This is a genomic window from Lysinibacillus sphaericus OT4b.31 (genome assembly GCF_000392615.1).
Lineage (GTDB): Bacteria > Bacillota > Bacilli > Bacillales_A > Planococcaceae > Lysinibacillus > Lysinibacillus sphaericus_B.
Window position 1 is genome coordinate 1,518,208 of record NZ_KB933398.1, and the last position, 25,475, is coordinate 1,543,682.

Consider the following 25,475-nt stretch of genomic DNA (forward strand, 5'->3'; position numbering starts at 1 on the left):
ATGGCAAAGTTACTTCAAAATGTACAAATGTTAAACGAACAGGGCGAGTTAAATACAGTAAATATCGCCATGACCGATGGAAAAATTACTGCAATTGGACAACATGTAAATGTAGAAGGTGCTGAAATCATCGAAGGGAATGGATTAGTTGTGGCGCCGGGCTTTGTCGATGTACACACGCATTTACGTGAGCCAGGATTTGAACATAAAGAAACAATAGCAACAGGCTCGGCTTCAGCAGCGAAGGGTGGTTTCACAACAATCTGTGCCATGCCGAATACGAAACCCGTACCCGATTCAGTAGAAAATATGCAACTGATTAACGGCTTAATTAAGGAAAGCGCAGTAATTCGTGTATTACCCTATGGTTCCTTAACAAAGGATATTTCCGGTGAAGTTCGTACCAGCATTGAGGAGTTAAAAATTCAAGGTGCTGTAGCATTTTCTGATGACGGTGTTGGCATCCAACTGGCTTCGACAATGTATGAACAAATGAAGGATGCTGCAAAGCACGATGTGGTTGTAGTGGCACACTGTGAAGATAACTCACTAATTTACGACGGTGTTATGCATGAAGGTAAACGCAATGTTGAGCTTGGTTTACCAGGGATTCCATCCATTTGTGAGTCTGTACAAATTGCCCGTGACGTTCTTCTTGCAGAAGCAGCAGGCGCACGCTATCACGTTTGTCATGTTTCAACAAAGGAATCTGTGCGTGCAGTACGTGACGCAAAAGCAGCAGGTATCCTTGTAACTGCAGAGGTTTGCCCGCATCACTTATTACTTGAAGAAATGGATATTCCATCAGATGATGCGAACTGGAAAATGAACCCACCATTACGCGGAGCAAATGACAAAGACTCCCTACATGCAGCCTTATTAGACGGCACGATTGACTGTATCGCAACAGACCATGCACCACATACAGTAGAAGAAAAATGCTGCGGCATGGTTGGCGCACCATTTGGTATTGTCGGCTTTGAAACGGCTTTCCCACTGCTCTATACACAATTTGTAGAAACAGGTAAATGGACATTAAAGCAATTGATTGATTGGATGTCTGTCAAGGCAGCACAAATTTTTGACTTACCATACGGAACATTGGAAGTTGGTGCTTCTGCAGACATGATTTTAATAGATTTAACGAAAGAACAAACAATTGATGCAGAAGGTTTTGTATCAAAAGGTCGTAATACACCATTTAACGGATGGGCTGCTAAGGGTTGGCCAGTTGTAACAATTTTTGAAGGTAATATCGTATACCAGGAGGTAGAGTAATGAAAAAACGTTTACTTATTTTAGAAGATGGCACAGTATTCACAGGTACAGCGTTCGGTAGTGAACGAGCTTCACAAGGTGAGGTCGTATTTACAACAGGCATGACGGGGTATCAAGAAACAATATCAGATCCTTCGTTCTACGGACAAATCGTAACGTTAACATACCCATTAATCGGTAACTACGGTATTAACCGCGATGATTTCGAATCTATCACACCAGCAATTCGTGGATTTGTTGTGCGTGAGTTAGCGAAAACTCCTTCAAACTTCCGATGTGATTTAACTGTAGATGAGTACTTAACATCAAAGGATATCCCAGGGATTGAAGGCATTGATACACGTAAATTAACACGTATTATTCGTAACAAAGGTTCAGTAAAAGCCATTTTGACAGCAGCGGATGAGGAAGTAAATGTTGAGGAAATCGTGGCACAACTTCAAGCTACACCAGCGATTACTCATCATGTTCGTGAAGTAACACCAAAAGCTGCGTATCCATCACCAGGTCGTGGTAAGCGAGTGGTGTTAATCGACTATGGTATGAAGCACGGTATTTTACGCGAGTTAAATAAACGTGACTGTGACGTACTTGTAGTACCTTACAATACACCGGCAGAAGAAATTTTAGCATGGCATCCAGATGGTATTATGCTGTCAAACGGCCCTGGTAACCCAGAGGATGTTGAAGAAGGCATCGAAACAGTGCGCAATTTAATCGGAAAAGTGCCAATGTTCGGTATTTGCCTAGGTCACCAAATCTTCTCATTAGCAAGTGGTGCGAAGTCATTCAAATTACCATTCGGTCACCGCGGAGGTAACCATCCAGTAAAAGATTTACGTACAGGTCGTACAGATTTAACATCGCAAAATCACGGCTATGCAGTCGATATCGATTCTTTAAAAGACACAGATTTAGAATTAACACATATCGCATTAAATGACGGTACTTGTGAAGGAGTTCGACATAAAAAATACCCAATCTTCACAGTGCAATATCACCCAGAAGCATCACCAGGTCCAGAAGATTCAAATCACTTATTTGATGAATTTATCGAAATGATGGAAGTAGAAGCAGGGAAGGGGAAACAACATGCCTAAACGTACAGATATAGAAACTATTTTAGTAATCGGGTCAGGCCCAATCGTAATCGGACAAGCAGCAGAATTTGACTACGCAGGAACACAAGCTTGTCTGTCATTAAAAGAAGAAGGCTACCGTGTTATTTTAATAAACTCAAATCCTGCGACAATCATGACAGATACAGAAATTGCAGACAGAGTATACATCGAGCCAATTACACTTGAATTCGTATCACGTATTTTACGTAAAGAACGTCCAGATGCAATCCTGCCAACGCTTGGTGGCCAAACAGGTCTAAACATGGCGATCGAGTTAGACGAATCAGGTATTTTAAACGAATTGAACATCGAAATTTTAGGTACAAAATTAGATGCCATTCATAAAGCAGAAGACCGTGATTTATTCCGTAACCTAATGTATGAGCTAGGTGCTCCAGTACCTGAATCAGACATTATCCACAACATGGAAGAAGCGCATGCGTTAGTTGCCCGCATAGGCTACCCAGTTATCGTGCGCCCTGCATTCACACTTGGCGGTACAGGTGGCGGTATTTGTTACAATGACCAAGACTTAGAGGAAATCGTAACATCGGGTTTAAAATACTCTCCGGTAACACAATGTTTACTGGAAAAATCAATCGCTGGCTATAAAGAAATTGAATATGAAGTAATGCGCGATGCAGCGGATAACGCAATCGTCGTATGTAACATGGAAAACGTTGACCCGGTGGGTATTCATACTGGTGACTCGATCGTCGTGGCACCAACACAAACATTATCAGATCGTGAAAACCAAATGCTACGTAATATTTCACTAGATATTATTCGTGCATTGAAAATCGAAGGTGGTTGTAACGTACAGTTAGCTCTTGATCCATATAGCTTCAATTACTATGTAATCGAAGTAAACCCACGTGTATCCCGCTCTTCAGCATTAGCGTCCAAAGCAACTGGTTACCCAATTGCCAAACTTGCGGCAAAAATCGCTGTAGGACTTACACTAGATGAAATTAAAAATCCAGTAACAGGTTCGACTTATGCTTGTTTTGAGCCAGCACTTGATTACATCGTGGCGAAAATTCCACGCTGGCCATTCGATAAATTTGAATCAGCAAAACGTAATCTTGGTACACAAATGAAGGCAACTGGTGAAGTAATGGCACTAGGGCGTACATTTGAGGAAGCGATGCTGAAAGCAGTTCGTTCGCTTGAAACAGGCCAAGTACATTTAGAGCTAAAACACGCAGAAGACAACTCGGATTCTTGGATTGAAAAACGTATCCGTAAAGCTGGGGATGAGCGTCTATTCTTCATCGGAGAAGCACTTCGTCGCGGTGTGACAATTGAGCAAATTCATGAATGGTCTGCCATTGATTTATTCTTCTTAAATAAATTTAAGAACATCGTTGATATGGAACAAACACTTGCTGACCATAAAAACGATAAAGAGGTATTACGCACAGCAAAACGTCTTGGCTTTGCTGATAAAAAAGTCGCTGAGCTTTGGAAAACGACACCTGAAGAAGTGTATGCATATCGTAAAGAACATGGCATTATCCCTGTCTATAAAATGGTTGATACATGTGCAGCAGAATTCGAGTCGGAAACGCCATACTTCTATGGCACATATGAAGACGAAAACGAATCAATCAAATCGGATAAACCATCAGTTATCGTACTAGGTTCAGGTCCAATCCGAATTGGTCAAGGGGTAGAGTTCGACTACGCAACAGTCCACTCTGTATGGGCAATTCAAGAAGCTGGTTACGAGGCTATCATTATCAATTCCAACCCAGAAACAGTTTCAACGGACTTCTCCATTTCTGATAAATTATACTTCGAACCATTAACGATCGAAGACGTTATGCACATCATTGATCTGGAGCAACCAATTGGAGTTGTAGTTCAGTTCGGTGGTCAAACAGCTATTAACCTTGCTGATAAGTTAGAGGAAAACGGCGTGAAAATTCTAGGTACAACGCTAGAAGATATCGATCGTGCGGAAAATCGTGATAAATTTGAGCAAGCATTACATGAAATCGGCATTCCACAGCCGCTTGGTAAAACAGCTACTTCTGCTGAAGAAGCACTTGTCATTGGGAAGGACATTGGCTTCCCAGTACTCGTTCGTCCTTCTTATGTACTTGGTGGACGCGCGATGGAAATCGTTTATAACGAAGAAGAACTACAACACTATATGGAAAATGCAGTAGAAGCATCTCCAGATCACCCAGTGCTTGTAGACCGTTATTTAACGGGGAATGAGATCGAAGTTGATGCAATTTGTGACGGTGAAAATGTGTTGATTCCTGGTATTATGGAGCATATCGAACGTGCTGGGGTTCACTCTGGTGACTCGATTTCAGTCTATCCACCACAAAAATTAACACAGGTACAAAAAGATACATTAGTGGATTATACAACTCGTCTAGCTAAAGGTCTTGGCATCATTGGTTTAATGAATATTCAGTATGTAATTTCACAAGGTGAAGTGTTCGTAATTGAGGTGAACCCACGCTCATCTCGTACAGTACCATTCTTAAGTAAAATTACAAATATCCCGATGGCCAATATCGCAACGAAAGCGATTCTTGGTAAATCAATTGTGGAACAAGGCTATCCAACAGGCTTAGCGGCTGAGCAAAAAGGTGTGTTTGTGAAAGTGCCAGTATTCTCATTCGCAAAATTACGTAGAGTGGACATCACATTAGGCCCTGAAATGAAATCTACCGGGGAAGTAATGGGGAAAGATGCAACACTAGAAAAAGCTCTTTATAAAGGATTAGTTGCAGCTGGTATGGAAATTCGTACAGAAGGCACAGTATTATTCACAGTGTCCGATAAAGACAAAGATGAAGCTATCGCACTGGCAAAACGTTTCTCAACAGTAGGCTACCGCATTGTGGCGACAGAAGGTACAGCACAAAGCTTTGAAGCGGCAGGCGTGCGTACGGATGTAGTTGGCAAAATTGGTGCGAAAGGACAAACATTACTAGATTTAATCCAAAATGGTGAAGCACAATTAGTTGTAAACACATTAACAAAAGGTAAGCAGCCGGCACGTGATGGCTTCCGTATCCGTCGTGAGTCTGTAGAAAACGGCGTACCATGCTTAACTTCACTGGATACAGCAGAAGCTATGCTACGTGTTATCGAATCGATGACATTCACAGCAGAACAAATGCCTAAAGCGGAGGTCGTACACTAATATGATACGTCAAGAGAAAATGACGGTCGTCTCACAAAAGCAAATTGCGACAAACATTTTCGAATTGACACTTCATGGGGAACTGGTGCAGGAAATGACTCCTGGCCAGTTTGTCCATGTAAAGGTGTCTGATTCATTGGAGCCGCTTTTACGTCGACCAATTAGTATTGCGAATGTAGACAAAGTCAGCAACGAATTTACAATGATTTATCGTGCGGAAGGTCGCGGCACAAAAGTTTTAGCGACAAATCGTGAAGGACAGTTAGTGAATGTACTTGGCCCTATCGGTAATGGTTTCCCTGTAGATGCAGTGAAAGAAGGGGGTACAGCACTTTTAGTTGGCGGAGGTATTGGTGTACCGCCATTACATGAGCTGTCAAAACAATTAAATGCCCGCGGTGTCAAAACAATCCATGTGTTAGGCTTCCAAACGGAGGATGTATGTTTCTATGAGACGGAATTCAATGCACTTGGGGAAACACACTATGTGACAGTTGATGGCTCTAAAGGCACAAAAGGTTTTGTTACAAACGTATTAGCGTCACGTGCACCTGAATTTGATGTGTTTTATTCTTGCGGTCCTCTTCCTATGTTAAAAGCATTAGAAGGATTCTACCCAGAAAAAGAGGGTTACCTATCATTTGAAGAGCGCATGGGCTGCGGTATTGGTGCTTGCTTCGCATGCGTATGTAAAACAACAGATCAAATTGAAAAAGACTATGTCAAAGTATGCTCTGACGGTCCAGTATTCCCGAAAGGTACGGTGGCATTATGAGTCGTTTAAATATCCATTTACCAGGCTTAGAGTTGAAAAATCCAATTATGCCAGCATCGGGTTGCTTCGGCTTTGGGCGTGAATATGCGCAACTTTATGATTTATCAAAACTAGGCGCTATTATGATTAAAGCAACAACAGTGGAAACACGGCCAGGCAACCCTACACCTCGTGTGGCGGAAACAGCAGCAGGAATGCTCAATGCAATTGGCTTACAAAATCCTGGTATTGAAAAAGTAATGAATGAGGAATTGAAATTTTTAGAGGGCTATGATGTACCAATCATTGCGAATGTAGCCGGTACTGAAACAGCAGATTATGTGGAAGTAGCACGCCGAATTTCAGCTGCTCCCAATGTAAAAGCGCTTGAACTTAATATTTCATGCCCAAACGTGAAATGTGGTGGTATTCAATTCGGTACAGATCCGCAGACAGCACGTGAACTTGTAGCTGCGGTGAAGGCTGTTTCTGAAGTACCTATCTACGTCAAGTTATCACCGAACGTAACAAATATTGTAGATATTGCGAAAGCTGTTGAAGCTGGCGGTGCAGATGGTATTACAATGATTAATACGTTAATTGGTATGAGACTACATGAACGAACAGGGAAACCTGTGATTGCAAATGGTACGGGTGGTTTATCGGGCCCGGCAGTAAAGCCCGTTGCCATTCGCATGGTTTATGAAGTATATAAAGCCGTCAATATTCCAATCATTGGGATGGGTGGCGTGACAGAAGCACAGGATGTTATTGATTTTATGTCAGCAGGGGCCTCAGCAGTCGCAGTGGGTACTGCAAACTTTGTTGACCATTTCGTGTGTCCGAACATTATTGAGGAGTTACCAGCAATGCTTGATACTTTGGGTGTAGAGCATATTTCAGAACTTATCGGAAGGAGCCATCGTTAATGCATACAAAACCAATACTTGCACTTGATTTCCCGAGAGAAACGGAAGTTTTCAAGTTTTTACAACATTTTAATGAACCTCTTTTCGTGAAAATTGGCATGGAGTTATATATGCAGGAAGGTCCAGATATTGTACGGAAAGTGAAGGATTTAGGACACGATATTTTCCTTGATTTAAAGCTACATGATATTCCAAACACAGTTGGCTCTGCGATGAAGGGCTTAGCGAAACTGGGGGTAGATTTAGTGAATGTCCATGCAGCAGGGGGTCGTCCTATGATGGAAGCCGCACTTGAAGGTCTAGAAGCAGGTACGCCAGCAGGTCGTGAACGTGCGGCATTAATTGCAGTGACACAGCTTACATCAACAACAGAGGAGCAAATGCAGGCAGAGCAAAAAATTGCTTTATCTTTACAGGAATCCGTATTACATTATGCAAGTTTAACGAAACAAGCTGGATTAAATGGCGTTGTCTGCTCGGTACATGAAGCAAAAGCGATTGCCGCAGCTTGTGGTGAGAATTTCTTACGTGTTACACCTGGTATTCGTTTAGCAGGTGGCGACGCACATGATCAAAAACGCATTGCCACACCAGATGGCGCAAAACAAGATGGATCTTCATTAATTGTTGTGGGGCGTGCTGTAACAGGGGCACAAGATCCAGTAGCAGCATATAAAATCGTAAGCGAATTATGGGAGGCATCAATATGACATTACAAAACGAAATTGCACACGCGATGTTAAAGGTAGGCGCAGTCGAATTAAATCCAACAGAGTTATTCACATGGGCATCAGGCATTAAATCACCGATTTACTGTGATACACGTTTGACAATCTCTGATCCTGCCATTCGCAAACAGTTAGCACATGGCCTAGCATCTGTTATTAAAGAACACTTTGGTGCAACAGAAATCGTAGCTGGTACAGCAACAGCAGGAATTCCACATGCCGCTTGGGTAAGTGATATTTTAGATTTACCAATGGTCTACGTGCGCTCAAAAGCAAAAGAGCATGGTCGTGGCAACCAAATCGAAGGTAAATACGCAGCAGGTCAAAAAGTCGTTGTCGTAGAAGACATTGTTTCGACAGGCGGTTCATCCATCACAGCAGTGGAAGCTTTACGCGCAGCTGGCTGTGAAGTACTAGGCGTTGTTTGCGTATACACTTACAATCTACCACGCGCTGAACAAGCATTCGATGAAGCTGGCATTCAATATGTATCTCTTACAAACTTTGATTATTTAATTGAAGCTGCGAACGAATCAGGCGCTATTAAAGAACAGGACATCCCATTCCTAAAAGATTGGCACGCAAAACTGAAAGCAGGGGAACTGTAAAGCTGATTCTCTATTAAAGATTTAAAACATTAAAACATCTGCTAAAGATAGTCTGGGATGGGAATAGTTTCAGTCACATTTGAAAAATTAAAGTAGATGAGTTTGTAAAAATTACTTAATAAAGCGTGGTACGAAAACAGTTATTTTCGTACCACGCTTTTATAGTTAGTAACTAATTGTCCCCGCGTCAACACATTAAAAAAATTTCATTAAAACTGTACACTAAATCCTTTAAATTTATGAATTCCTGTCCCAAATTTATCAAGGCCATTTTTTCTTAATGTTTCAACTGCATTTTTTACTTCTATTAAAATAGCAGGATCAAGTCCCAATGTATTATGTGAGCCAAATACCCGTGTTATGTTTGGCATATTTGATATCTTTTCTAATGAATTAACTAAGTCAACCGGATTAGTTGTCGGAAAAAAAGCATAAACAGGTGTTTTATCGTAAAGTAAATCACCTGTAAATAAATAGCCATTTTTTCTATCCAAAATAGAAATATGTCCTGGTGAGTGTCCGGGAGTATGAAAGATAGTTAATTTTCTGTCTCCAATATCAATAATATCCCCATCCTGTAAGATACCCGTGGGGTTTCCTTGAAATGGTTGATATGTTTCCGGGTTAAATGTTTCGGGAGTTGGTAGTGTAATATCACGACTTATATCTTTTCTTATCTGTTCAATAGATAATTTTTTTATGCCATTTCTCAGCCAATCCACTTCTTCTTGGTGCACATAAATATTTTCAAATTCTCCATGACTACCAATATGATCCCAATGAACATGCGTCGTCAAGACGATTATAGGCAATGTTGTTAATTGATTGCTAATTCTTTTTATATTATCAATGCCTAATCCAGTATCAATTAAAACTGACTTCTCTTCTCCAATTAACAAAAATGAATGGACTTTTTCCCAATGCCCATATTCACTAATTGCAAATGTATTTTTGTCAATTTCTTTTACAGTAAACCAAGTATCTATAATATTGACCATATTTTTCACTTCCTTTATTGGGTATATTTCGATTCTACTTCAGGGAGAGCTTATTAATCAAAATGATTGTGCCCTTATTTTGGAATTGCATGTTAATACTTTTCTAGATGAATTCATTTTCATATATCGTTTTTCTATAAAGAAACACGAACCATTTTTGGTAGGAGCGTAAGGCAGCGACTCCAGCGGGAAGTGAACCGAGACTCTGGACTGAGTTTTATGGGAACGAAGGCTAAAAGCGTCACGTCCTGTGACAACGACTTCGTGACCAACACCCTGTTGCTGACGCTTCGCTTTCGCACATAAAACACCTGTTGCCCCGAAGCGGCTCGGTCTTGCCCACGCAAAGCGTCCGCCTGAAGCGAAATTTACCTATGGATAGGAACAATTACTTTAATAATATTTCCCTTTATTGATATGAAAGTGAATTATACAAATTATAAGTAGTGTAGAGATTTTAATTTTCAATGCTGTAATTTCTATAAAAATTAGAGAAATTTCATTATGAACGCCTCGTAGTTAATGCGATAATCTATATTTATTTAACCATTTATCATTTTTCTAGAAATTTTTGGAATAAAAATTGTGCAAATGCATAAAATAAATGATGGGAGAAGTATGTAAGATTAATAAGTAAATAAGTATTTTTTTAGTGTGGAAAAATATGATTTGGGTTATTAACACATTAATAGAGTAAATTATATATTGATAGCAATTGTTTATAAAATAAACTGTTGGAAAATATAGAAATATTAGTTTTTTTATTGGTAAACACAGAAAACATTGATGAATAAAGATTGTTGGTACTTAGTTGTGCTGTAAATATTAGTGATTTTATTATTTCGAAATAATAAAATCATGACTTTTTAGCAATGAAGTAAAAATAAAAATTAATAATTAACAGCATATCAATGTAAAGTTATTATTTTTTTTGGGAATAGATGTATGGTAGGTTTTTATTTTTCATTGTAATAATTTAAAAAATATACTTGATTTAACGCATTATTTCTAGATAAAATAATACTACAATTAATTGTCAGATAATTCTTTCAGTAATTAAATGGTTGCTTTTACATTAAAAGTAGCAAAAGCCTATTGATTTGTTAACAAATGTTTAAAAGGTGTTAAAAATGTTTTTGTGCAAATGTAATTCTAGAATAAGTATTAACACTATCTATCAGTATTTTTCAGAATATTGAAATAGGAGGAGAGGTTGTTTGAATACAGCGAAGGACTTATTAACAATTAGAAATTTAACTACGAGTTTTCGTATTAAAGACGAATATCACGCTGCTGTAGAAGAAGTCTCGCTGTCGCTTCGAAAAAATGAGGTTTTAGCAATTGTTGGTGAATCTGGATGTGGTAAAAGTACATTAGCAACGACTATTGTAGGTTTGCACAATGAAATCAATACAAAAGTTTCGGGGGAAATTCTATACAATAATCAAAATTTAACACAATTAAGTGAAGAACAGTTTAATAGTTTACGTGGTAATGATATCGGATTCATTTTCCAAGATCCACTCTCGGCTTTAAACCCATTAATGCGTATTGGTGAACAAATTGCTGAAGGCCTTCTCTATCACACAAAGCTAACAAAACAACAACGTGAAGAGCGTGTATTAGAGCTTCTAAATCAAGTGGGCATTTCTAATCCGAATCGAGTAGCAAGACAATTTCCGCATCAATTGTCCGGCGGGATGCGACAGCGTGTCATGATTGCTATTGCATTATCCGGCAAGCCGTCGATTATTATTGCAGATGAACCGACGACAGCTCTAGACGTGACGATACAAGCTCAAATATTAGACTTATTAAAATCGTTACAGTCCGAAACTGAAGCAGGTATTATTTTAATTACCCATGATTTGGGTGTGGTAGCAGAAGTAGCAGACCGAGTAGCTGTGATGTATGCAGGACAAGTAATTGAAGAAGCACCTGTCCAAGAGTTATTTAGAAATGCTAAACATCCTTATACGCGTTCGCTATTAAATTCTATACCGCAAACACATGATGAAAATGAGAAGCTAGAGGTTATTCATGGTATGGTACCATCGCTCATGAATTTGCCTCGTGAAGGGTGTCGATTTTCAGCTCGTATACCATGGATTAATGAATCTTTACATGAAAAAAAACCACAATTACATGAAATTGCACCAGGACATTTTGTTAGATGTACCTGCTGGAAACACTTTCATTTCGAAGGTGAAGAAGGAGGCGGGACTGTATGAGTTTTATGCAAATTAAAGATTTGAACGTACATTATCCAATACGTGGGGGTTTTTTTAATACAATTACCGATAAAGTGTATGCAGTTGATGGTGTTACGATGGAATTTGAAAAAGGAAAAACATATGGATTAGTGGGTGAATCGGGCTCTGGTAAGTCTACAACTGGTAAGGCAATTATTGGTTTAGAAAAAGTAACATCGGGTCAAATCATCTATGAAGGGGACAACGTAACGAACCAGCGCCGGAAACGTAATTCAGCATATAACCGAGATATCCAAATGATTTTCCAAGATTCGCATTCAAGCATGAATCCTAGAAAGCGGGTACTCGATATTTTAGCAGAGCCAATTCGAAACTTTATGAAGCTCAGCGATCAGGAGGAGCGCAAGCGGATTAAAGAACTATTAGCGATTGTTGGTATGTCAGAGGACGTACTTTTAAAATATCCTCATGAATTTTCCGGAGGTCAAAAGCAACGTCTTGGTATTGCACGTGCTGTTGCATGTAATCCCAAATTGATTATAGCTGATGAGCCTGTATCAGCACTTGATCTGTCAGTGCAAGCACAGGTACTTAATTTTATGAAAGATATTCAAAGTGAATTTGGACTTAGTTATTTATTCATTTCGCATGATTTAGGCGTTGTTAAACATATGTGTGATCACATATCTATTATGTATAAGGGACGCTTTGTCGAAACAGGTACTAGAAATGATATTTATGTGAACCCACAGCATATTTATACAAATCGCTTATTGTCAGCTATTCCGAATATTGAACCTGAGACACGTATGGAGCGAAAAATACAACGCCAAGATGTCGAAGCGAAGTATCATGAGGAGCAACATAAATATTATGATGAGCATGGGAAAGTATACCCCTTAAAATCTATCTCAGATACACATAGAGTAGCAATGTCTGAGATTGAACAGGAGGGCGTATAGTATGTGGAAAACAATTTTAAGACGTGTGTTGATGATGATTCCACAAATGTTTGTGTTAAGTCTCTTTATTTTTATTTTGGCGAAGCAAATGCCAGGAGATCCATTTACAGGTCTTATTACACCTGAGACAGATCCTTCAAGAATTGAGGAATTACGTATACAAGCTGGTTTCTATGACCCCTGGTATATTCAATACTACCATTGGATCACGAATGCGCTACAAGGAGATTTTGGACAGAGCTATACATATAAAATTGCGGTGTCCACACTGATTGGTGAACGTGGCTTAAATACTTTTTGGCTATCTCTACTCAGTGCTATCCTTGTATATTTGATTGCGATTCCACTAGGGATGCTGGCTGGACGCTACCAAGAATCATTTTTAGATAAATCCATTATACTTTACAGTTTTATCAGCTATGCCATTCCGACATTCGTTTTATCACTTATTTTCTTATTTATTTTTGGTTATCGACTCATGTGGTTCCCAACCAGCGGGACCGTCGATGTAGGACTTGATCCAGGCACGGCGGCATATTATTGGAATAAGATATATCACTTGCTATTACCGGCCATAACGTATGCTATCTTAGGTACAACAAGCATTATTCAATATTTACGTTCCGAAATTATCGATTCAAAAACTCAGGATTATGTGAAAACAGCGCGTAGCAAAGGAATTCCTATGCGTAAAGTATACACTCGACATATTTTCCGTAACTCGTTGCTACCCATTGCAGCATTTTTAGGATTTACAATTACTGGATTGTTGGGCGGGGCCATCTTCATTGAAACCATTTTTGGTTTCCCAGGAATGGGTAATTTGTTTGTCAGCTCAGTAATGAGTCGAGATTATAGCGTTATTACTGCGCTAGTTATGCTTTTTGGCTTCTTAACATTATTAGGTAGTCTACTGTCTGATATTATTATGAGCATTGTTGATCCACGTATCCGCATAGACTAACTACTAAAATAATGTTTAAGGAGAGGTGAATTCAAATGGAACAACAAAACAAAGAGGCAGTCAAATTTGAAAGCTCTCCTCCAACGGGAATTCAAGTCGTTTTACGAGAGTTTAAAAAAGATAAACTAGCAATGGTATCTTTTATAGGAATAACCCTTCTTATAATAGCCCTTCTAATTGCAGCAATGATTCTCAATCAAGAAGAGGTTTTGAAAATCAAACTGTTAGAGCGTTACACTGAACCGGGTGTAAATGGATATATACTAGGGGCAGACGAAGCAGGACGTGATATGTTTGGACAGTTAATTATTGGGGCAAAGAATTCCATTTTAATTGCTATTTCCATTACGGTAATTGCTGGTATTGCGGGGATAGCGCTTGGTATTATCATGGGATATTATGGAGGTTTTATTGATAATCTATTTATGCGTATTATTGATTTCTGTATGACATTACCAACATTGATGATCATCATTGTAGTGGTCACAATTATTCCTAAATATGGAGTTATTGAGTTGATTTTGATTATTACTATATTTCAATGGATGGGCACTGCACGCTTAGTACGGAGTAAGGCACTATCAGAAGGGCGGCGTGATTATGTCAGTGCATCAAAAACGATGGGAACAAGTGATTTTTCTATTATGTTTAAAGGGATTTTGCCTAATTTAAGCTCTATTTTGATTGTAGATCTGACCCTTAGCTTTGCAGGGAACGTTGGTATTGAAACAGGGCTTTCTTTTTTAGGGTTCGGGTTACCCCCTTCAACGCCAAGTTTAGGAACATTGGTAAACTATGCAAGAAATCCGTTAGTATTATCAGAAAAATGGTGGGTATGGTTACCCGCATCTCTATTGATTTTAATATTGATGCTTGGTATAAATTACGTCGGTCAAGCACTTCGCCGTGCAGCTGACGCAAAACAAAGATTAGGATAAAAGGGAGGAATTACTATGAAAAAGAAATGGTTAATGCTGTCCGTTATTTTTGCAGTGATGCTTGTATTAACAGCTTGCAATGGTGCTGAAAAAAATGCATCACAAACGGACGAGGGCAACAAAGATAAACCAGCTCAAACAGAAGATGACAAGGTGGATACAAGCACAATACCGATGGAGATAACAAATGAAGGGAGTGCTATTACAGGAGGAACGTTACAGGTAGCTCTTGTAACAGATTCACCTTTCCAAGGAATTTTTAACTGGGAATTATATGAGGATAAATATGATTCGGAAATTATGAAATATGCTTCAAATGTTCTTTATGAGCTTGATGGCGACTTTTTAGTGAAAGATACAGGCATTGCAAAACTAGAAGTTGATGCCGAAAATAATAAAGCAAAAATAACAATTCAAGAAGACGTTAAGTGGTCCGATGGTAAGCCGTTAACTACTGATGACTTAATTTATCCATATGAAATTATTGGTCATCCAGATTATGAGGGTGTACGATATGATGATGATTTTAAAAATATTGTTGGTGTAGAAGAATATCACGATGGCAAAGCAGACACTATTTCAGGTATTAAAAAATTAGATGAAAAATCGATTGAAATTACGTTCAAGAAAGTATCTCCAGCAATCTATTCGCTTGGTGATGGTTTGTGGGGCTATGCAGAACCAAAGCATCAGCTAGAGTCTATTCCTGTGAAAGAGTTAATTTCTTCAGATGCAGTACGTAAAAACCCTGTAACACTAGGTGCGTTCAAAATTGATAAAATTGTTAATGGTGAATCCGTACAACTTGTCGCAAATGAACATTATTTCAAAGGTAAGCCAAAGATTGATAAAGTAGTTATTGAAGTTGTACCTTCAACATCAATCGGTGAAGCTTTAAAAACTGGAAAATATGATATCGCGACATCGTTCCCAACAAATCAATATGATGGTTTGAAAAATCTTTCTAATGTAGCGATTTTAGGTCGACCTGAATTAGCATACTCTTATGTTGGATTTAAATTGGGAAAATATGATAAGGCAAATCGTATAAATATTTTTGATGAGAAATCAAAAATGAATGATATTAATTTACGTCAAGCAATGGCTTATGCGATGGATATTGAATCGGTTACAGAGAAATTCTATCAAGGTCTACGAGTACGAGCAAATTCATTGATTCCACCAGTATTTGCATCATACTATGATGAAACTTTAAAAGGCTATAACTATGATGCTGAAAAAGCGAAACAATTACTAGATAAAGCAGGATACAAAGATGCAGATGGTGATGGTATCCGTGAAGATAAAGATGGCAAAAAGTTTACAATCCGTCTTGCGAGTATGGCGGGTTCAGATACGGATGAAGCAATTGTAGAGTACTATCGTCAAAACTGGAAAGATGTTGGTTTAGATGTTCAATTAACGACAGGTAGATTAATTGAATTTAATAGTTTCTACGATAAAGTACAGGCTGATGATCCTGAAATCGATATGTATATGGCGGCATGGGGAACTGGAACAAACCCATCTCCAGCAGGGTTATATAGTGAAGGTGCAGAATTTAACTTTAGCCGTTTTGTTTCGCCTGAATTAACAGAAATGTTAAAAGATATTGATTCTGACAAAGCAATGAAGCCAGAATATCGTGCAGAAGCATTTAGTAAATGGCAAAATTATATGGCTGAACAGGCAATGGTATTCCCAACATTCTTCCGTACGGAAATCATTCCAGTAAACAAACGTGTGAAAAACTACAATGTTGATTATGCAAATGAAACAGAGCTGCAAAATATCGAGTTAACAGCAGATGCTCCATTAAAATAATTGATATCGAAGAAACAGTCTTTCTTGATATGAGAAAGACTGTTTTCTTAAATCATCAATTGCAAGCTAAAAACGTTTATGTATTAGAAATTATATAGCTAGTAAGAGCAGATAGCGAACGACAGCCACAATGTTAAATAAACATATCTTCATAATCGATATGAATGATATAGAAATAGATTTCGTTATAGAGGATTTGATGTGAAATACTAAAAAATCCACCCACTGGAACTCCAATGGATGGACTGTACACATGATATTATCTTTCATTAACCCAAGTTTTCACAAGATCGGCTGTGCCATAAACGTAATGTTGTCCGCCAACTTCTTGATACGTTGCACTGTCATCAACTTCTGTATGCTGATATGGAATACGTTGGCGACGTTTTTCAGACAGTGGGTCTGGAAGTGGAATCGCTGATAGTAACGATTTTGTATACGGATGCACAGGACGATTATAAATATCATCTGCTTTACCGATTTCCATGATTTGACCGCGGTACATAACAGCGATACGATCACTGATGTATTTTACCATGGATAAGTCATGGGCAATGAAAAGATAGGTTAAGCCGCGTTCTTTTTGTAGTTGTTTTAATAAGTTAACAACTTGTGCTTGAATGGATACGTCAAGCGCTGAGATTGGTTCGTCGGCAATGATAAACTTAGGATCTAAGCTTAGAGCACGCGCGATGCCGATTCGTTGACGCTGACCACCTGAGAATTCGTGAGCATAACGGTTAGCGTGCTCTTTGTTTAAACCAACAGCTTCAAGTAGCTGAGTAATTTTTTCACGACGTTCCACTTTATTTTTGTAAAGTCCATGGATATCAAAAGCTTCACTAATGATTTCACCGGCTGTCATACGAGGATTTAATGACGCATACGGATCTTGGAAAATCATTTGCATTTGACGATTGAAATTCTTTAAATCATTTTTAGATTTTTTACCATGAACGTTTTCACCGTCGAAAATAATTTCGCCATCTGTAATATCATATAGACGAATAATAGAGCGCCCAGTCGTCGATTTACCGCAACCAGATTCACCAACAAGTCCAAGTGTTTCGCCTTCGTATACATCGAAACTGATGCCATCAACTGCTTTAATAGGGTTGCTTGGAGATCCAAAGTGTTGCTTTAAGTTTTTAATTTCAAGTATTTTCTTTGCACCTGATTTAGTCATTGAATTGTTCCTCCTTTGCTAAAAAGCCCTCGATACGTTTAGCAACAGCATCTGGAAGTGGAATTTTTGGTGCATCAGGATGCAATAACCAAGTCTTTGCAAAATGTGTTTCACTCACTTGGAACATAGGAGGCTCTTGTTCATAATCAATGGCCATAGCAAATTCATTACGAGCCGCAAAAGCATCTCCTTTTGGCGGGTGAATTAAGTCTGGTGGTGAACCAGGAATCGTACGTAATAGCTCATCTGCATTATTATCCAAGTCTGGCATTGAGCCAAGAAGTCCCCAAGTATAAGGATGCTTCGGGTTATAGAAAATATCGTTTACAGTACCATATTCTACGATTTGACCAGCATACATAACTGCAACACGGTCAGCAACATTGGCAACTACACCTAAATCATGTGTAATGAAGATGATAGATGTTTTAGAATTTTTTTGAATTTCTTTCATTAATTCTAAAATTTGTGCTTGAATTGTTACATCCAGTGCTGTTGTTGGTTCATCGGCAATGAGTAGCTTTGGATCTGCCGCCAGTGCAATGGCGATAACAACACGTTGTCGCATACCACCTGAGAATTCATGTGGGTACTGGTTAAAACGTTTTTCAGGGAAGGGGATACCTACCTGAGTTAAGAGTTCGATTGCACGTTTTTTAGCTTCGTCTTTAGAAACTTTTTTGTGTTGTAAGATTACTTCAGTTATTTGACGTCCGACCTTCATTGTCGGATTCAAACTCGTCATTGGATCTTGGAAAATCATAGCAATTTCATTTCCGCGTACTTTGGACATTTCTTTATCGCTTAACGGAATTAAATCACGGCCATTGAACAAAATTTGTCCTGAATCATAAATACCAGGTGGCTGTGGGATTAGTTTCATTAAAGCGTTACTCGTAACACTTTTACCAGAACCAGACTCTCCAACGATTGCTAATGTTTCGCCTTCACTTAAATCAAAGCTCACACCACGTACGGCATGTACAATACCTGCGTAGGTTTTAAAATTTACTTTCAAATCTTTTACTTCTAATATTTTTTTACTCATTTTAGCCACCTCCTTATTTACGTAGTTTAGGATCTAGTGCATCACGTAAGCCATCACCGACTGCGTTAAATGCAAAAATTGTCAGTGAGATAAACACTGCTGGGAAAATTAAACGCCATGGAGCATTAGCAATCGCTTTATTTCCTTCTGATGCCATTGTTCCCCAAGATGCATTCGGAGCAGGAACCCCGAGACCAAGGTAACTTAGGAATGATTCTGTGAAAATAGCAGATGGAATTGTTAATGTCATTGTTACTAAAATAGCACCTAGTGCGTTTGGAATTAAATGTTTTAAGATCAAGTGACCTGTGCTTGCTCCTAATGTACGGGCAGCAAGTACGTATTCTTGGTTTTTAATCGATAATACCTCACCACGGACGATACGGGCCATGTTAATCCAACCTGTAATCGAAAGGGCAATAATCATTGGAACTAACCCTGGTTGTAATACAACTAGTAAAACGATTACAACTAGTAGGTAAGGAACAGCAGTTAATACGTCAGCAATACGCATCATAATATTATCAACACGACCGCCAGCCAAACCTGAAATACTTCCCCAAAGAACACCAATGATTAAGTCAATAACTGCAGCAGTAATCCCGATGAATAGGGAAATACGAGCACCTGCCCAAATACGAACGAAAATATCACGGCCTAAATCATCTGTTCCGAACCAGAATTGAGCAGATGGTGGGGCATTATAAACACCAAGTTGATCACTGTATTTGTATTGAGATAACATTGGTGCAAAAATCGCCATCAAAATAATAATAATTAACGCGATTAAGCCAAAAATCGCCATTTTATTATGTGAAAAACGGATAAAAACTTCTTTCCAGAAGGAAACGGATTTATCGGCTAATCTTTCTGTTGCCTCATGATTTCCACCGACAATTTTAAACATATCTTTGTCAATTGGTTGTTGCGTCATTATTTTTTCGCTCCCTTCAACTTAATTCGCGGATCGATTACACTGTATAAAATATCTACGATGAGAACCGCAAATAAAAGGATGATTGAATAGAAAACAGTCGTTCCCATGATAACTGTGTAATCACGGTTTGTAATACTTTGAACGAAGTGCTTACCAAGTCCAGGGATTGCAAAAATTTGTTCCACAATGAAACTACCCGTTACAACACCAGCAGTTAATGGACCTAAATAAGTAACGACAGGTAAAAGTGCGTTACGTAAAGTATGACGGAAGACAACCGTCCATTTACCAAGACCTTTGGCACGTGCCATTTTTACATAATCACTATTGTTTTGTTCAAGCATACTTGAGCGAGTTAATTTAGCAATAAAGCCCATATGAGTGAATGCAATGGCTAAAGCAGGTAATATACTATATATAAAGCCATCCCATCCACTTGTGGGGAATAAATTTAGTTTGTATGCTAGGAAATACTGCATTAACCCAGCCAAAATAAATGATGGTACAGAAATGCCGAGCACCGCAAAGGACGTTGCCAAATAATCCGGGAACTTATTATGATAAAGCGCGGAAACTACGCCTATTAATACACCGAATCCAACTGCCAGTAGCATAGCTTCAATCCCTAAGGTTAAAGAAACCGGGAAGCTCTCAGAAATCATATCATTTGTAGAACGCGCTTTATACTTCATAGACTCACCGAAATTGAAAGTGGCCGTATCGATTAAATAATCTTTATATTGAATATACCAAGGGTTATTTAATCCATACGTTTCGTTTAACTTTTCCTCAATTTGAGGAGGGAAATTACGTTCACTTGCAAATGGACTACCAGGAGCAAGGCGCATTAAGAAAAACGTTACCGTTACGATGACGAAAAGCGCGAGAAGTATATACATCAGCCTTTTCAAAATATATTTAATCACATGAAACTCCTCCTTCTATTTGTCAATTTTCAGACAAATATATGCCTTCGTATTTTAAAAAGAGCTGACCCGCTAGTCGAAGTTGACTACGGGGCAGCTCTTCGCTGTAGAGCTTTACAAAATAAAACTTAATTTAAAAATCTGAATTATTTAATGTCAACTGATTTAAGTTGGATATTCCCAATACGGTCAGGAGCCATGTTTTGTACCTTATCATTCTTCACATAAAGGTTTGTGTAGTAATAAATTGGTGCAATTGGTAATTCAGTCATAGCGATTGCTTCTGCTTGTTTTAAATACTCAAGACGTTTAGCAGGGTCAATTTCAGCGACAGATTTTTTCAATAAATCTTTGTATTCAGCATTTTCCCAACCTGTGTCATTGTTACCGTTTGCAGCAGTGTCATACATTTCTAAGAATGTGTATGCATCGTTGTAGTCTGCAATCCAGCCCATACGACCAACTTGGTAGTCTAAAACATTAAGTTTTTCTAAATAAACTTGCCATTCTGAGTTATCAAGACCTACAGTAATACCAAGGTTTTTGCTCCATCCTTCTTGGATGTATTGAGCGATAGCAGCATGTGCTTCAGATGTATTGAATGAAACATTGATTTTAATTTGACTTGGATCTGTAATACCAAGTTCTTTCATACCAGCTTCAAGTGCAGCTTTTGCACCTTCCATATCGTTATCTTTGTAGTAACCACGATCTTCTTCAAAGCCTGAGATAGCAGAAGGAACCATACCTAATGCAGGTTTTTGTTCACCTTTAGTAATGTTGTCAATTAAACCTTGACGATCGATTGCTAAAGTTAACGCTTTACGAATGTTAGCGTTTCCAGTGATTTTGTCTGTTGTATTGAACTTATACCAGTAAATCGCAGCATAGTCAGAAATTTGTAAAGATTTATCAGCTTTGAAACCATCAATAGCATCAAGAGCTACAGTTTGGTAAGGAGAACCTAAATAATCGATTTCACCTTTTTTAAACATAGTAACAGCAGTTGATTCGTTTTCAACCATACCGATGTTGACTGTTTCTAATGCTACATTTGCAGCATCCCAGTAATCAGCGTTTTTCTTCAGAACTAATGAATCATTGTGTTTCCAAGTGTCTAATGTGAATGGACCATTAGTTACATAGTTTTCACCAGCATCTGTGTACCACTCGTCATTACCTTCAACAACTTTTTGGTTAAGAGGTAGGTAAGTTTTGAACGCAGTTAATTCTACGAAATAAGCAGTAGGGTTTGCTAGAGTTACAACTAAAGTTTTGTCGTCCTCAGCTTTAATCGCTACATCATCAGCAGAACCTTCACCTAAATTGTAAGCTTCAGCGCCTTTGATTGGGTAAAATACAGAAGCATATTCAGATAAGTTTTCTGGATTTAAAGCCCATTTCCATGCATAAGCGAAGTCGCCAGCTACTACTGGATCTCCGTTTGTCCATTTTGCATCACGTAATTTAAATGTGTAAGTTAAACCATCTGGACTAACGTCCCATTTTTCAGCAATTGCTGGAGTTGGTTTGCCATCAGCGTCTAAACGAGTTAGACCTTCAAATACGTTAATTAATACAGCACTAGAAGTAGAATCTGTTGCAAGTTGCGGATGTAAAGATGGTGGCTCAGAAGCTACAACTAATTTCAGCTCTTTAGAAGCAGTTTCTGTTGAACCAGAACCTTTGTTATCGTCTTTTGAACTATCTGACGAATCTCCACCGAAGCCGCATGCAGCAAGTACTAGAGAAAATACTGCAATGACTGTTAGTAATAAAAACTTTTTGTTCTTATTCATGTGAATCCCCCTTATACAATTTTTAAGCCTTTTGTGAAGCTCCTATTTAATATACCAAAAAAGTCATTGTGTACAAAATAAAAAAGATTCAAATTTATATAGTATTATCTGACATCGGGGAGAATAATAATTTTTTTCGATTTATCACTTTAATGAACGAAAGTGATTAAATGATGAAAATTTGATAAATTCTAACTTCAAATATCAAAAATAAAATAAAAACGAAAAATTGACTTACTATACGGAAAATTCCTATTTTTTCGATAATATTATCACTCTATAAAAAATGAATCAAAAGTCACGGTTGTATTACCTTGAGAAATTTATATAGTTTTGTAGAAAATCTATGTAAAACTAAGTTTTTTAGTTTTTTTATAACGGAATTTCTTGTAATATCCTATCGAAAAACATGAATAAAATTATCTATTAATGATATATAAGAAACTTGTATTGTATTTATCTGGGATTATACTTCTAAGAAAAATAAAAAAAAGAGATTAATAGAAAATATTAGCAAAAACATGCTATTTTTAAGGAAAAATACTATCTTTAGTGATGAGAAATAATGGACAATGTTTTTTTGAAATAATTTGAGGGCTAGAGCTTAGTCTTTCATTTTATAAACGCTGCGCATTTTAATCGTTCCTTTTTGACGTGCATAGATTTGTTTCATGTCATTGATGACATAAATGATCGGCTTCTTCCACATGATGCGCTAACTATGGCGTTCAATGATTTTTCGATTCCAATTTGCGTACTAAATGGTCTACAGGCATTATTTGATCAATTGTCAGCATTTCTAATTGATGTAGTTCATTATTTATATTTCCTCATCCTCTCAATCATCTTAATAACCGTACACTAGTTGTTTGGAGCGCAGGCGGCGGCTTTTGCGGGAATAGCATGAACTGAAGGCCCCGCAGGAGCGTAGCGACTAGGAGACTGAAGCCATGCCTAGGAAAAGCATCCGCCGTAGCGGAAATCAACGGGCTCATATCAATACTTCTATTTTTGAAAAGAAAAAAACAAACTCAATTTTTTGAGTTTGTCTACAGTCAGAAGGTTTCAAGAATGTTAGTATTCCTGAAACCTTGTGAATTTACTATGATTTTTATTTAAAATGCCGTCTACTGCTTGTATGCCCTCATCTCGTTTTTGAGTAGCTTGAAATCACACAACACTTCATGATTCCGTAGAGAGAGGAAAAAGCTGTGAGACACCAGGAGAAGCACAATGTACCTGGACACGTACAAAACGTATAGAGGAGGAGATTAGCCGGTTCCTCCAAGGAAAGCGAGTGGCTTTTTTCTAACTTGTTAGTGAGTTTGTTTCGTTACAGTTTAAATTGATTTATTTGACTTTGTAAATCTAAAGACTTTTCACTTAAATCTGTAGCAACTAAGTTCACTTGTTGCAGGGTATCGGCTTGTTCCTTTATGGCGTCAGCAACAATTTGTGTATGGGTTGCACTTGTAGAAGCTCCATGTGCAATTTCAGCTACAGACGCAGCAACTTGTTCGGCACTTGCGGAAATTTCTTCGGACGTAGCCGAAATATCTTCTATCTGATCTGTCATTGTACCAATCGCCGTGACGATTGAATCAAAGGCTTGGCCAGCATTGCCGATAATCTTCACCCCATCTGTTACAGATTGGAGACCTTCTATTACTGCGTTTTCTACATTTTGCGTATCATGTTGAATATCTTGAGTTAAAGCAACAATTTGATTAGCCGATTGCTTCGATTCTTCAGCTAATTTACGCACTTCGTCAGCTACGACAGCAAAGCCTTTACCATGCTCTCCCGCACGAGCAGCTTCAATTGCAGCATTTAGTGCCAGTAAATTTGTCTGGTCAGTAATTGCAGTAATCACTTCTGTTATATTACTTATTTCTACGGATTGCTTGCTCAGTTTTTGAACGAGATTATTAATAATTTGCGTAGAATCATAAATTACATTCATTTGTTGCTGTGCTTCTTCGATTGCTGAGTTACCAATATTCGCTACTTCTGATGTTTCAACTGCACTAGAGTGAAGTTGCTGGGTTGCCTCAGCGATACGTTGTACACCAGTTGCTGTTTCATCCATTGCATGTGCACATTCATTGGCTGCTGATGTAGCAGAGTTCGCAGTTTCGGCTGTTTCATTAATACGTACAGTCACCTCATCTGTTGTAGCAGCAATTTCTTCTGTAGAAGCAGTTAATTCTTCTGCAGAAGCTGTTAAATGCTCTGAATTACCCTGTATATTTGTTAATAGGCTACGTAAATTACCTTTCATAGTATTAAAAGCTACAGAAAGTTGACCAATTTCATCTTTTGATTGAAAAGAAATATCTTGTTGATATAATTCACCATTTGCAATATTGTTGGCAGCGGCCACAACGGTTTTTAAAGGACGAGAAATCGTACGTTGCACATAAAAGACAAGAAAAACTCCAAGCACCACACCGATTACAAGTGCGACAACAGAAATTATTTGAGAATTTTTTACTGCCTTCTTAGATTCTTCGGATACCTTAGTTAATTGATTTTTTTGGTATTCCACAATTTTATCTGAAACTTCTAATAGTCCTTTGTTTGCTAGTTGAGCACCGCCATTCACAATCTGTAAAGCTTCATCTAATTTACCATCATCATGTAGATTAATGGCTTGATCAGCCGCTTCGTTAAAGGCATCATTGTATGTATTTAGATCTTTTGCAAATGCATCCATTTGAGCAGAATCAGATTTTTCCATCATCTCAGCAACATGTTTATCCAGCATACTTGAGTAATTTTCAAAGTTCTCTTTATTGTTGACTGTATCCTCAATAAACATTGCACGAATGAAAAGGCCCTGCATGGCTAGCTCAAATTGAATATTATCGCCTAGCTCCACCAAGGCAACGCGGTTATCTAATGCGTTTTCTACTTTTTTTTCTATATTGGAAAATAGAAAAAACATAATAAGTAAAGAAATAAATAAAGTGAGTATAATGGAGAAAAAACCAAAGCTTAATTTTTTGCCTACAGACATAGTGTAACGCCCTTTCTAAATTGCTGTTTAGAATTTATATTATACTTAAAATTTAGCTTTGCGATGAGGTGAAG

19 protein-coding genes are annotated in these 25,475 nt (G+C 38.2%); 12 read left to right on the plus strand and 7 right to left on the minus strand.

The features are described 5' to 3' along the window. From H131_RS06840 to pyrE, 7 genes are read left to right on the plus strand one after another with little or no spacing between them, the layout of a single operon-like run. Positions 1-1,278 carry a dihydroorotase gene (locus H131_RS06840; RefSeq protein ID WP_010858360.1) on the plus strand — a complete coding sequence of 426 codons (1,278 nt, stop codon included), beginning with the start codon at positions 1-3 and terminating at the stop codon, positions 1,276-1,278. Then, positions 1,278-2,378 carry a carbamoyl phosphate synthase small subunit gene (locus H131_RS06845; protein ID WP_010858361.1) on the plus strand — a complete coding sequence of 367 codons (1,101 nt, stop codon included), beginning with the start codon at positions 1,278-1,280 and terminating at the stop codon, positions 2,376-2,378. Before H131_RS06840 ends, H131_RS06845 begins: the two co-directional genes overlap by 1 nt. After that, complete coding sequence (gene carB, locus H131_RS06850) at positions 2,371-5,568, plus strand: carbamoyl-phosphate synthase large subunit (RefSeq protein ID WP_010858362.1); 3,198 nt, start codon at positions 2,371-2,373, stop codon at positions 5,566-5,568. Before H131_RS06845 ends, carB begins: the two co-directional genes overlap by 8 nt. Position 5,569: 1 nt before the next feature. Further along, entirely contained in the window at positions 5,570-6,343 is a 774-nt protein-coding gene (locus H131_RS06855) for a dihydroorotate dehydrogenase electron transfer subunit (RefSeq protein ID WP_010858363.1), read from the plus strand. Continuing rightward, a complete protein-coding gene (locus H131_RS06860; protein WP_010858364.1) occupies positions 6,340-7,251 on the plus strand; it encodes a dihydroorotate dehydrogenase in 912 nt (303 codons plus the stop codon). Before H131_RS06855 ends, H131_RS06860 begins: the two co-directional genes overlap by 4 nt. Beyond that, positions 7,251-7,961: an orotidine-5'-phosphate decarboxylase gene (gene pyrF / locus H131_RS06865; protein ID WP_010858365.1), complete on the plus strand. Its 711-nt coding sequence runs from the start codon at positions 7,251-7,253 to the stop codon at positions 7,959-7,961. The genes H131_RS06860 and pyrF overlap by 1 nt, the downstream gene beginning before the upstream one ends. Next, positions 7,958-8,587 carry an orotate phosphoribosyltransferase gene (pyrE, locus tag H131_RS06870; RefSeq protein WP_010858366.1) on the plus strand — a complete coding sequence of 210 codons (630 nt, stop codon included), beginning with the start codon at positions 7,958-7,960 and terminating at the stop codon, positions 8,585-8,587. The genes pyrF and pyrE overlap by 4 nt, the downstream gene beginning before the upstream one ends. Before the next feature lie 209 nt (positions 8,588-8,796). Here pyrE and H131_RS06875 read toward each other — a convergent pair whose 3' ends face one another. Further along, positions 8,797-9,585: an MBL fold metallo-hydrolase gene (locus H131_RS06875; RefSeq protein ID WP_010858367.1), complete on the minus strand. Its 789-nt coding sequence runs from the start codon at positions 9,583-9,585 to the stop codon at positions 8,797-8,799. A gap of 1,217 nt (positions 9,586-10,802) precedes the next feature. On the opposite strand from H131_RS06875, the gene H131_RS06880 reads away from it, so the two are divergent. From H131_RS06880 to H131_RS06900, 5 genes are read left to right on the plus strand one after another with little or no spacing between them, the layout of a single operon-like run. Beyond that, the gene (locus H131_RS06880) at positions 10,803-11,816 is read left to right on the plus strand and encodes an ABC transporter ATP-binding protein (RefSeq protein ID WP_010858368.1); all 1,014 of its coding nucleotides are present in this window, start codon (positions 10,803-10,805) and stop codon (positions 11,814-11,816) included. After that, positions 11,813-12,760, plus strand: a complete 948-nt coding sequence (locus H131_RS06885) for an ATP-binding cassette domain-containing protein (RefSeq protein WP_010858369.1) — start codon at positions 11,813-11,815, stop codon at positions 12,758-12,760. Before H131_RS06880 ends, H131_RS06885 begins: the two co-directional genes overlap by 4 nt. A gap of 1 nt (position 12,761) precedes the next feature. Next, entirely contained in the window at positions 12,762-13,724 is a 963-nt protein-coding gene (gene opp4B / locus H131_RS06890; RefSeq protein WP_010858370.1) for an oligopeptide ABC transporter permease, read from the plus strand. Between the two features lie 35 nt (positions 13,725-13,759). Then, positions 13,760-14,662 (plus strand): ABC transporter permease, encoded by a 903-nt coding sequence (locus H131_RS06895; protein ID WP_010858371.1) that lies wholly within the window; start codon positions 13,760-13,762, stop codon positions 14,660-14,662. Between the two features lie 15 nt (positions 14,663-14,677). Further along, complete coding sequence (locus H131_RS06900) at positions 14,678-16,486, plus strand: oligopeptide ABC transporter substrate-binding protein (protein WP_010858372.1); 1,809 nt, start codon at positions 14,678-14,680, stop codon at positions 16,484-16,486. A 259-nt stretch (positions 16,487-16,745) separates the two neighbouring features. Here the strand turns inward: H131_RS06900 and H131_RS06905 are convergent, their stop codons facing one another. The 6 genes from H131_RS06905 to H131_RS06930 all read right to left on the minus strand — a co-directional run bounded on the left by H131_RS06905 (position 16,746) and on the right by H131_RS06930 (position 25,401). Further along, complete coding sequence (locus tag H131_RS06905) at positions 16,746-17,672, minus strand: ABC transporter ATP-binding protein (protein ID WP_010858373.1); 927 nt, start codon at positions 17,670-17,672, stop codon at positions 16,746-16,748. After that, a complete protein-coding gene (locus tag H131_RS06910; protein ID WP_010858374.1) occupies positions 17,665-18,720 on the minus strand; it encodes an ABC transporter ATP-binding protein in 1,056 nt (351 codons plus the stop codon). The genes H131_RS06905 and H131_RS06910 overlap by 8 nt, the downstream gene beginning before the upstream one ends. 13 nt (positions 18,721-18,733) lie before the next feature. Further along, positions 18,734-19,654: an ABC transporter permease gene (locus H131_RS06915; protein ID WP_010858375.1), complete on the minus strand. Its 921-nt coding sequence runs from the start codon at positions 19,652-19,654 to the stop codon at positions 18,734-18,736. After that, positions 19,654-20,583, minus strand: a complete 930-nt coding sequence (locus H131_RS06920) for an ABC transporter permease (protein WP_010858376.1) — start codon at positions 20,581-20,583, stop codon at positions 19,654-19,656. The genes H131_RS06915 and H131_RS06920 overlap by 1 nt, the downstream gene beginning before the upstream one ends. 146 nt (positions 20,584-20,729) lie before the next feature. Continuing rightward, complete coding sequence (locus H131_RS06925; RefSeq protein WP_010858377.1) at positions 20,730-22,382, minus strand: peptide ABC transporter substrate-binding protein; 1,653 nt, start codon at positions 22,380-22,382, stop codon at positions 20,730-20,732. 1,333 nt (positions 22,383-23,715) lie between these two features. After that, the gene (locus H131_RS06930) at positions 23,716-25,401 is read right to left on the minus strand and encodes a methyl-accepting chemotaxis protein (protein ID WP_010858378.1); all 1,686 of its coding nucleotides are present in this window, start codon (positions 25,399-25,401) and stop codon (positions 23,716-23,718) included. Positions 25,402-25,475: the final 74 nt, after the last annotated feature.

Excerpts from the sequence above, each read along its gene's own strand:
- H131_RS06900 (WP_010858372.1), top strand. The coding sequence starts at position 14,678 with ATGAAAAAGAAATGGTTAATGCTGTCCGTTATTTTTGCAGTGATGCTT.
- H131_RS06840 (WP_010858360.1), top strand. The coding sequence starts at position 1 with ATGGCAAAGTTACTTCAAAATGTACAAATGTTAAACGAACAGGGCGAG.
- carB (WP_010858362.1), top strand. The coding sequence starts at position 2,371 with ATGCCTAAACGTACAGATATAGAAACTATTTTAGTAATCGGGTCAGGC.
- H131_RS06885 (WP_010858369.1), top strand. The coding sequence starts at position 11,813 with ATGAGTTTTATGCAAATTAAAGATTTGAACGTACATTATCCAATACGT.
- H131_RS06875 (WP_010858367.1), bottom strand. The coding sequence starts at position 9,585 with ATGGTCAATATTATAGATACTTGGTTTACTGTAAAAGAAATTGACAAA.
- H131_RS06925 (WP_010858377.1), bottom strand. The coding sequence starts at position 22,382 with ATGAATAAGAACAAAAAGTTTTTATTACTAACAGTCATTGCAGTATTT.
- H131_RS06860 (WP_010858364.1), top strand. The coding sequence starts at position 6,340 with ATGAGTCGTTTAAATATCCATTTACCAGGCTTAGAGTTGAAAAATCCA.
- H131_RS06910 (WP_010858374.1), bottom strand. The coding sequence starts at position 18,720 with ATGAGTAAAAAAATATTAGAAGTAAAAGATTTGAAAGTAAATTTTAAA.
- opp4B (WP_010858370.1), top strand. The coding sequence starts at position 12,762 with ATGTGGAAAACAATTTTAAGACGTGTGTTGATGATGATTCCACAAATG.
- H131_RS06895 (WP_010858371.1), top strand. The coding sequence starts at position 13,760 with ATGGAACAACAAAACAAAGAGGCAGTCAAATTTGAAAGCTCTCCTCCA.
- pyrF (WP_010858365.1), top strand. The coding sequence starts at position 7,251 with ATGCATACAAAACCAATACTTGCACTTGATTTCCCGAGAGAAACGGAA.
- H131_RS06855 (WP_010858363.1), top strand. The coding sequence starts at position 5,570 with ATGATACGTCAAGAGAAAATGACGGTCGTCTCACAAAAGCAAATTGCG.
- H131_RS06915 (WP_010858375.1), bottom strand. The coding sequence starts at position 19,654 with ATGACGCAACAACCAATTGACAAAGATATGTTTAAAATTGTCGGTGGA.
- H131_RS06930 (WP_010858378.1), bottom strand. The coding sequence starts at position 25,401 with ATGTCTGTAGGCAAAAAATTAAGCTTTGGTTTTTTCTCCATTATACTC.
- H131_RS06845 (WP_010858361.1), top strand. The coding sequence starts at position 1,278 with ATGAAAAAACGTTTACTTATTTTAGAAGATGGCACAGTATTCACAGGT.
- H131_RS06905 (WP_010858373.1), bottom strand. The coding sequence starts at position 17,672 with ATGACTAAATCAGGTGCAAAGAAAATACTTGAAATTAAAAACTTAAAG.
- pyrE (WP_010858366.1), top strand. The coding sequence starts at position 7,958 with ATGACATTACAAAACGAAATTGCACACGCGATGTTAAAGGTAGGCGCA.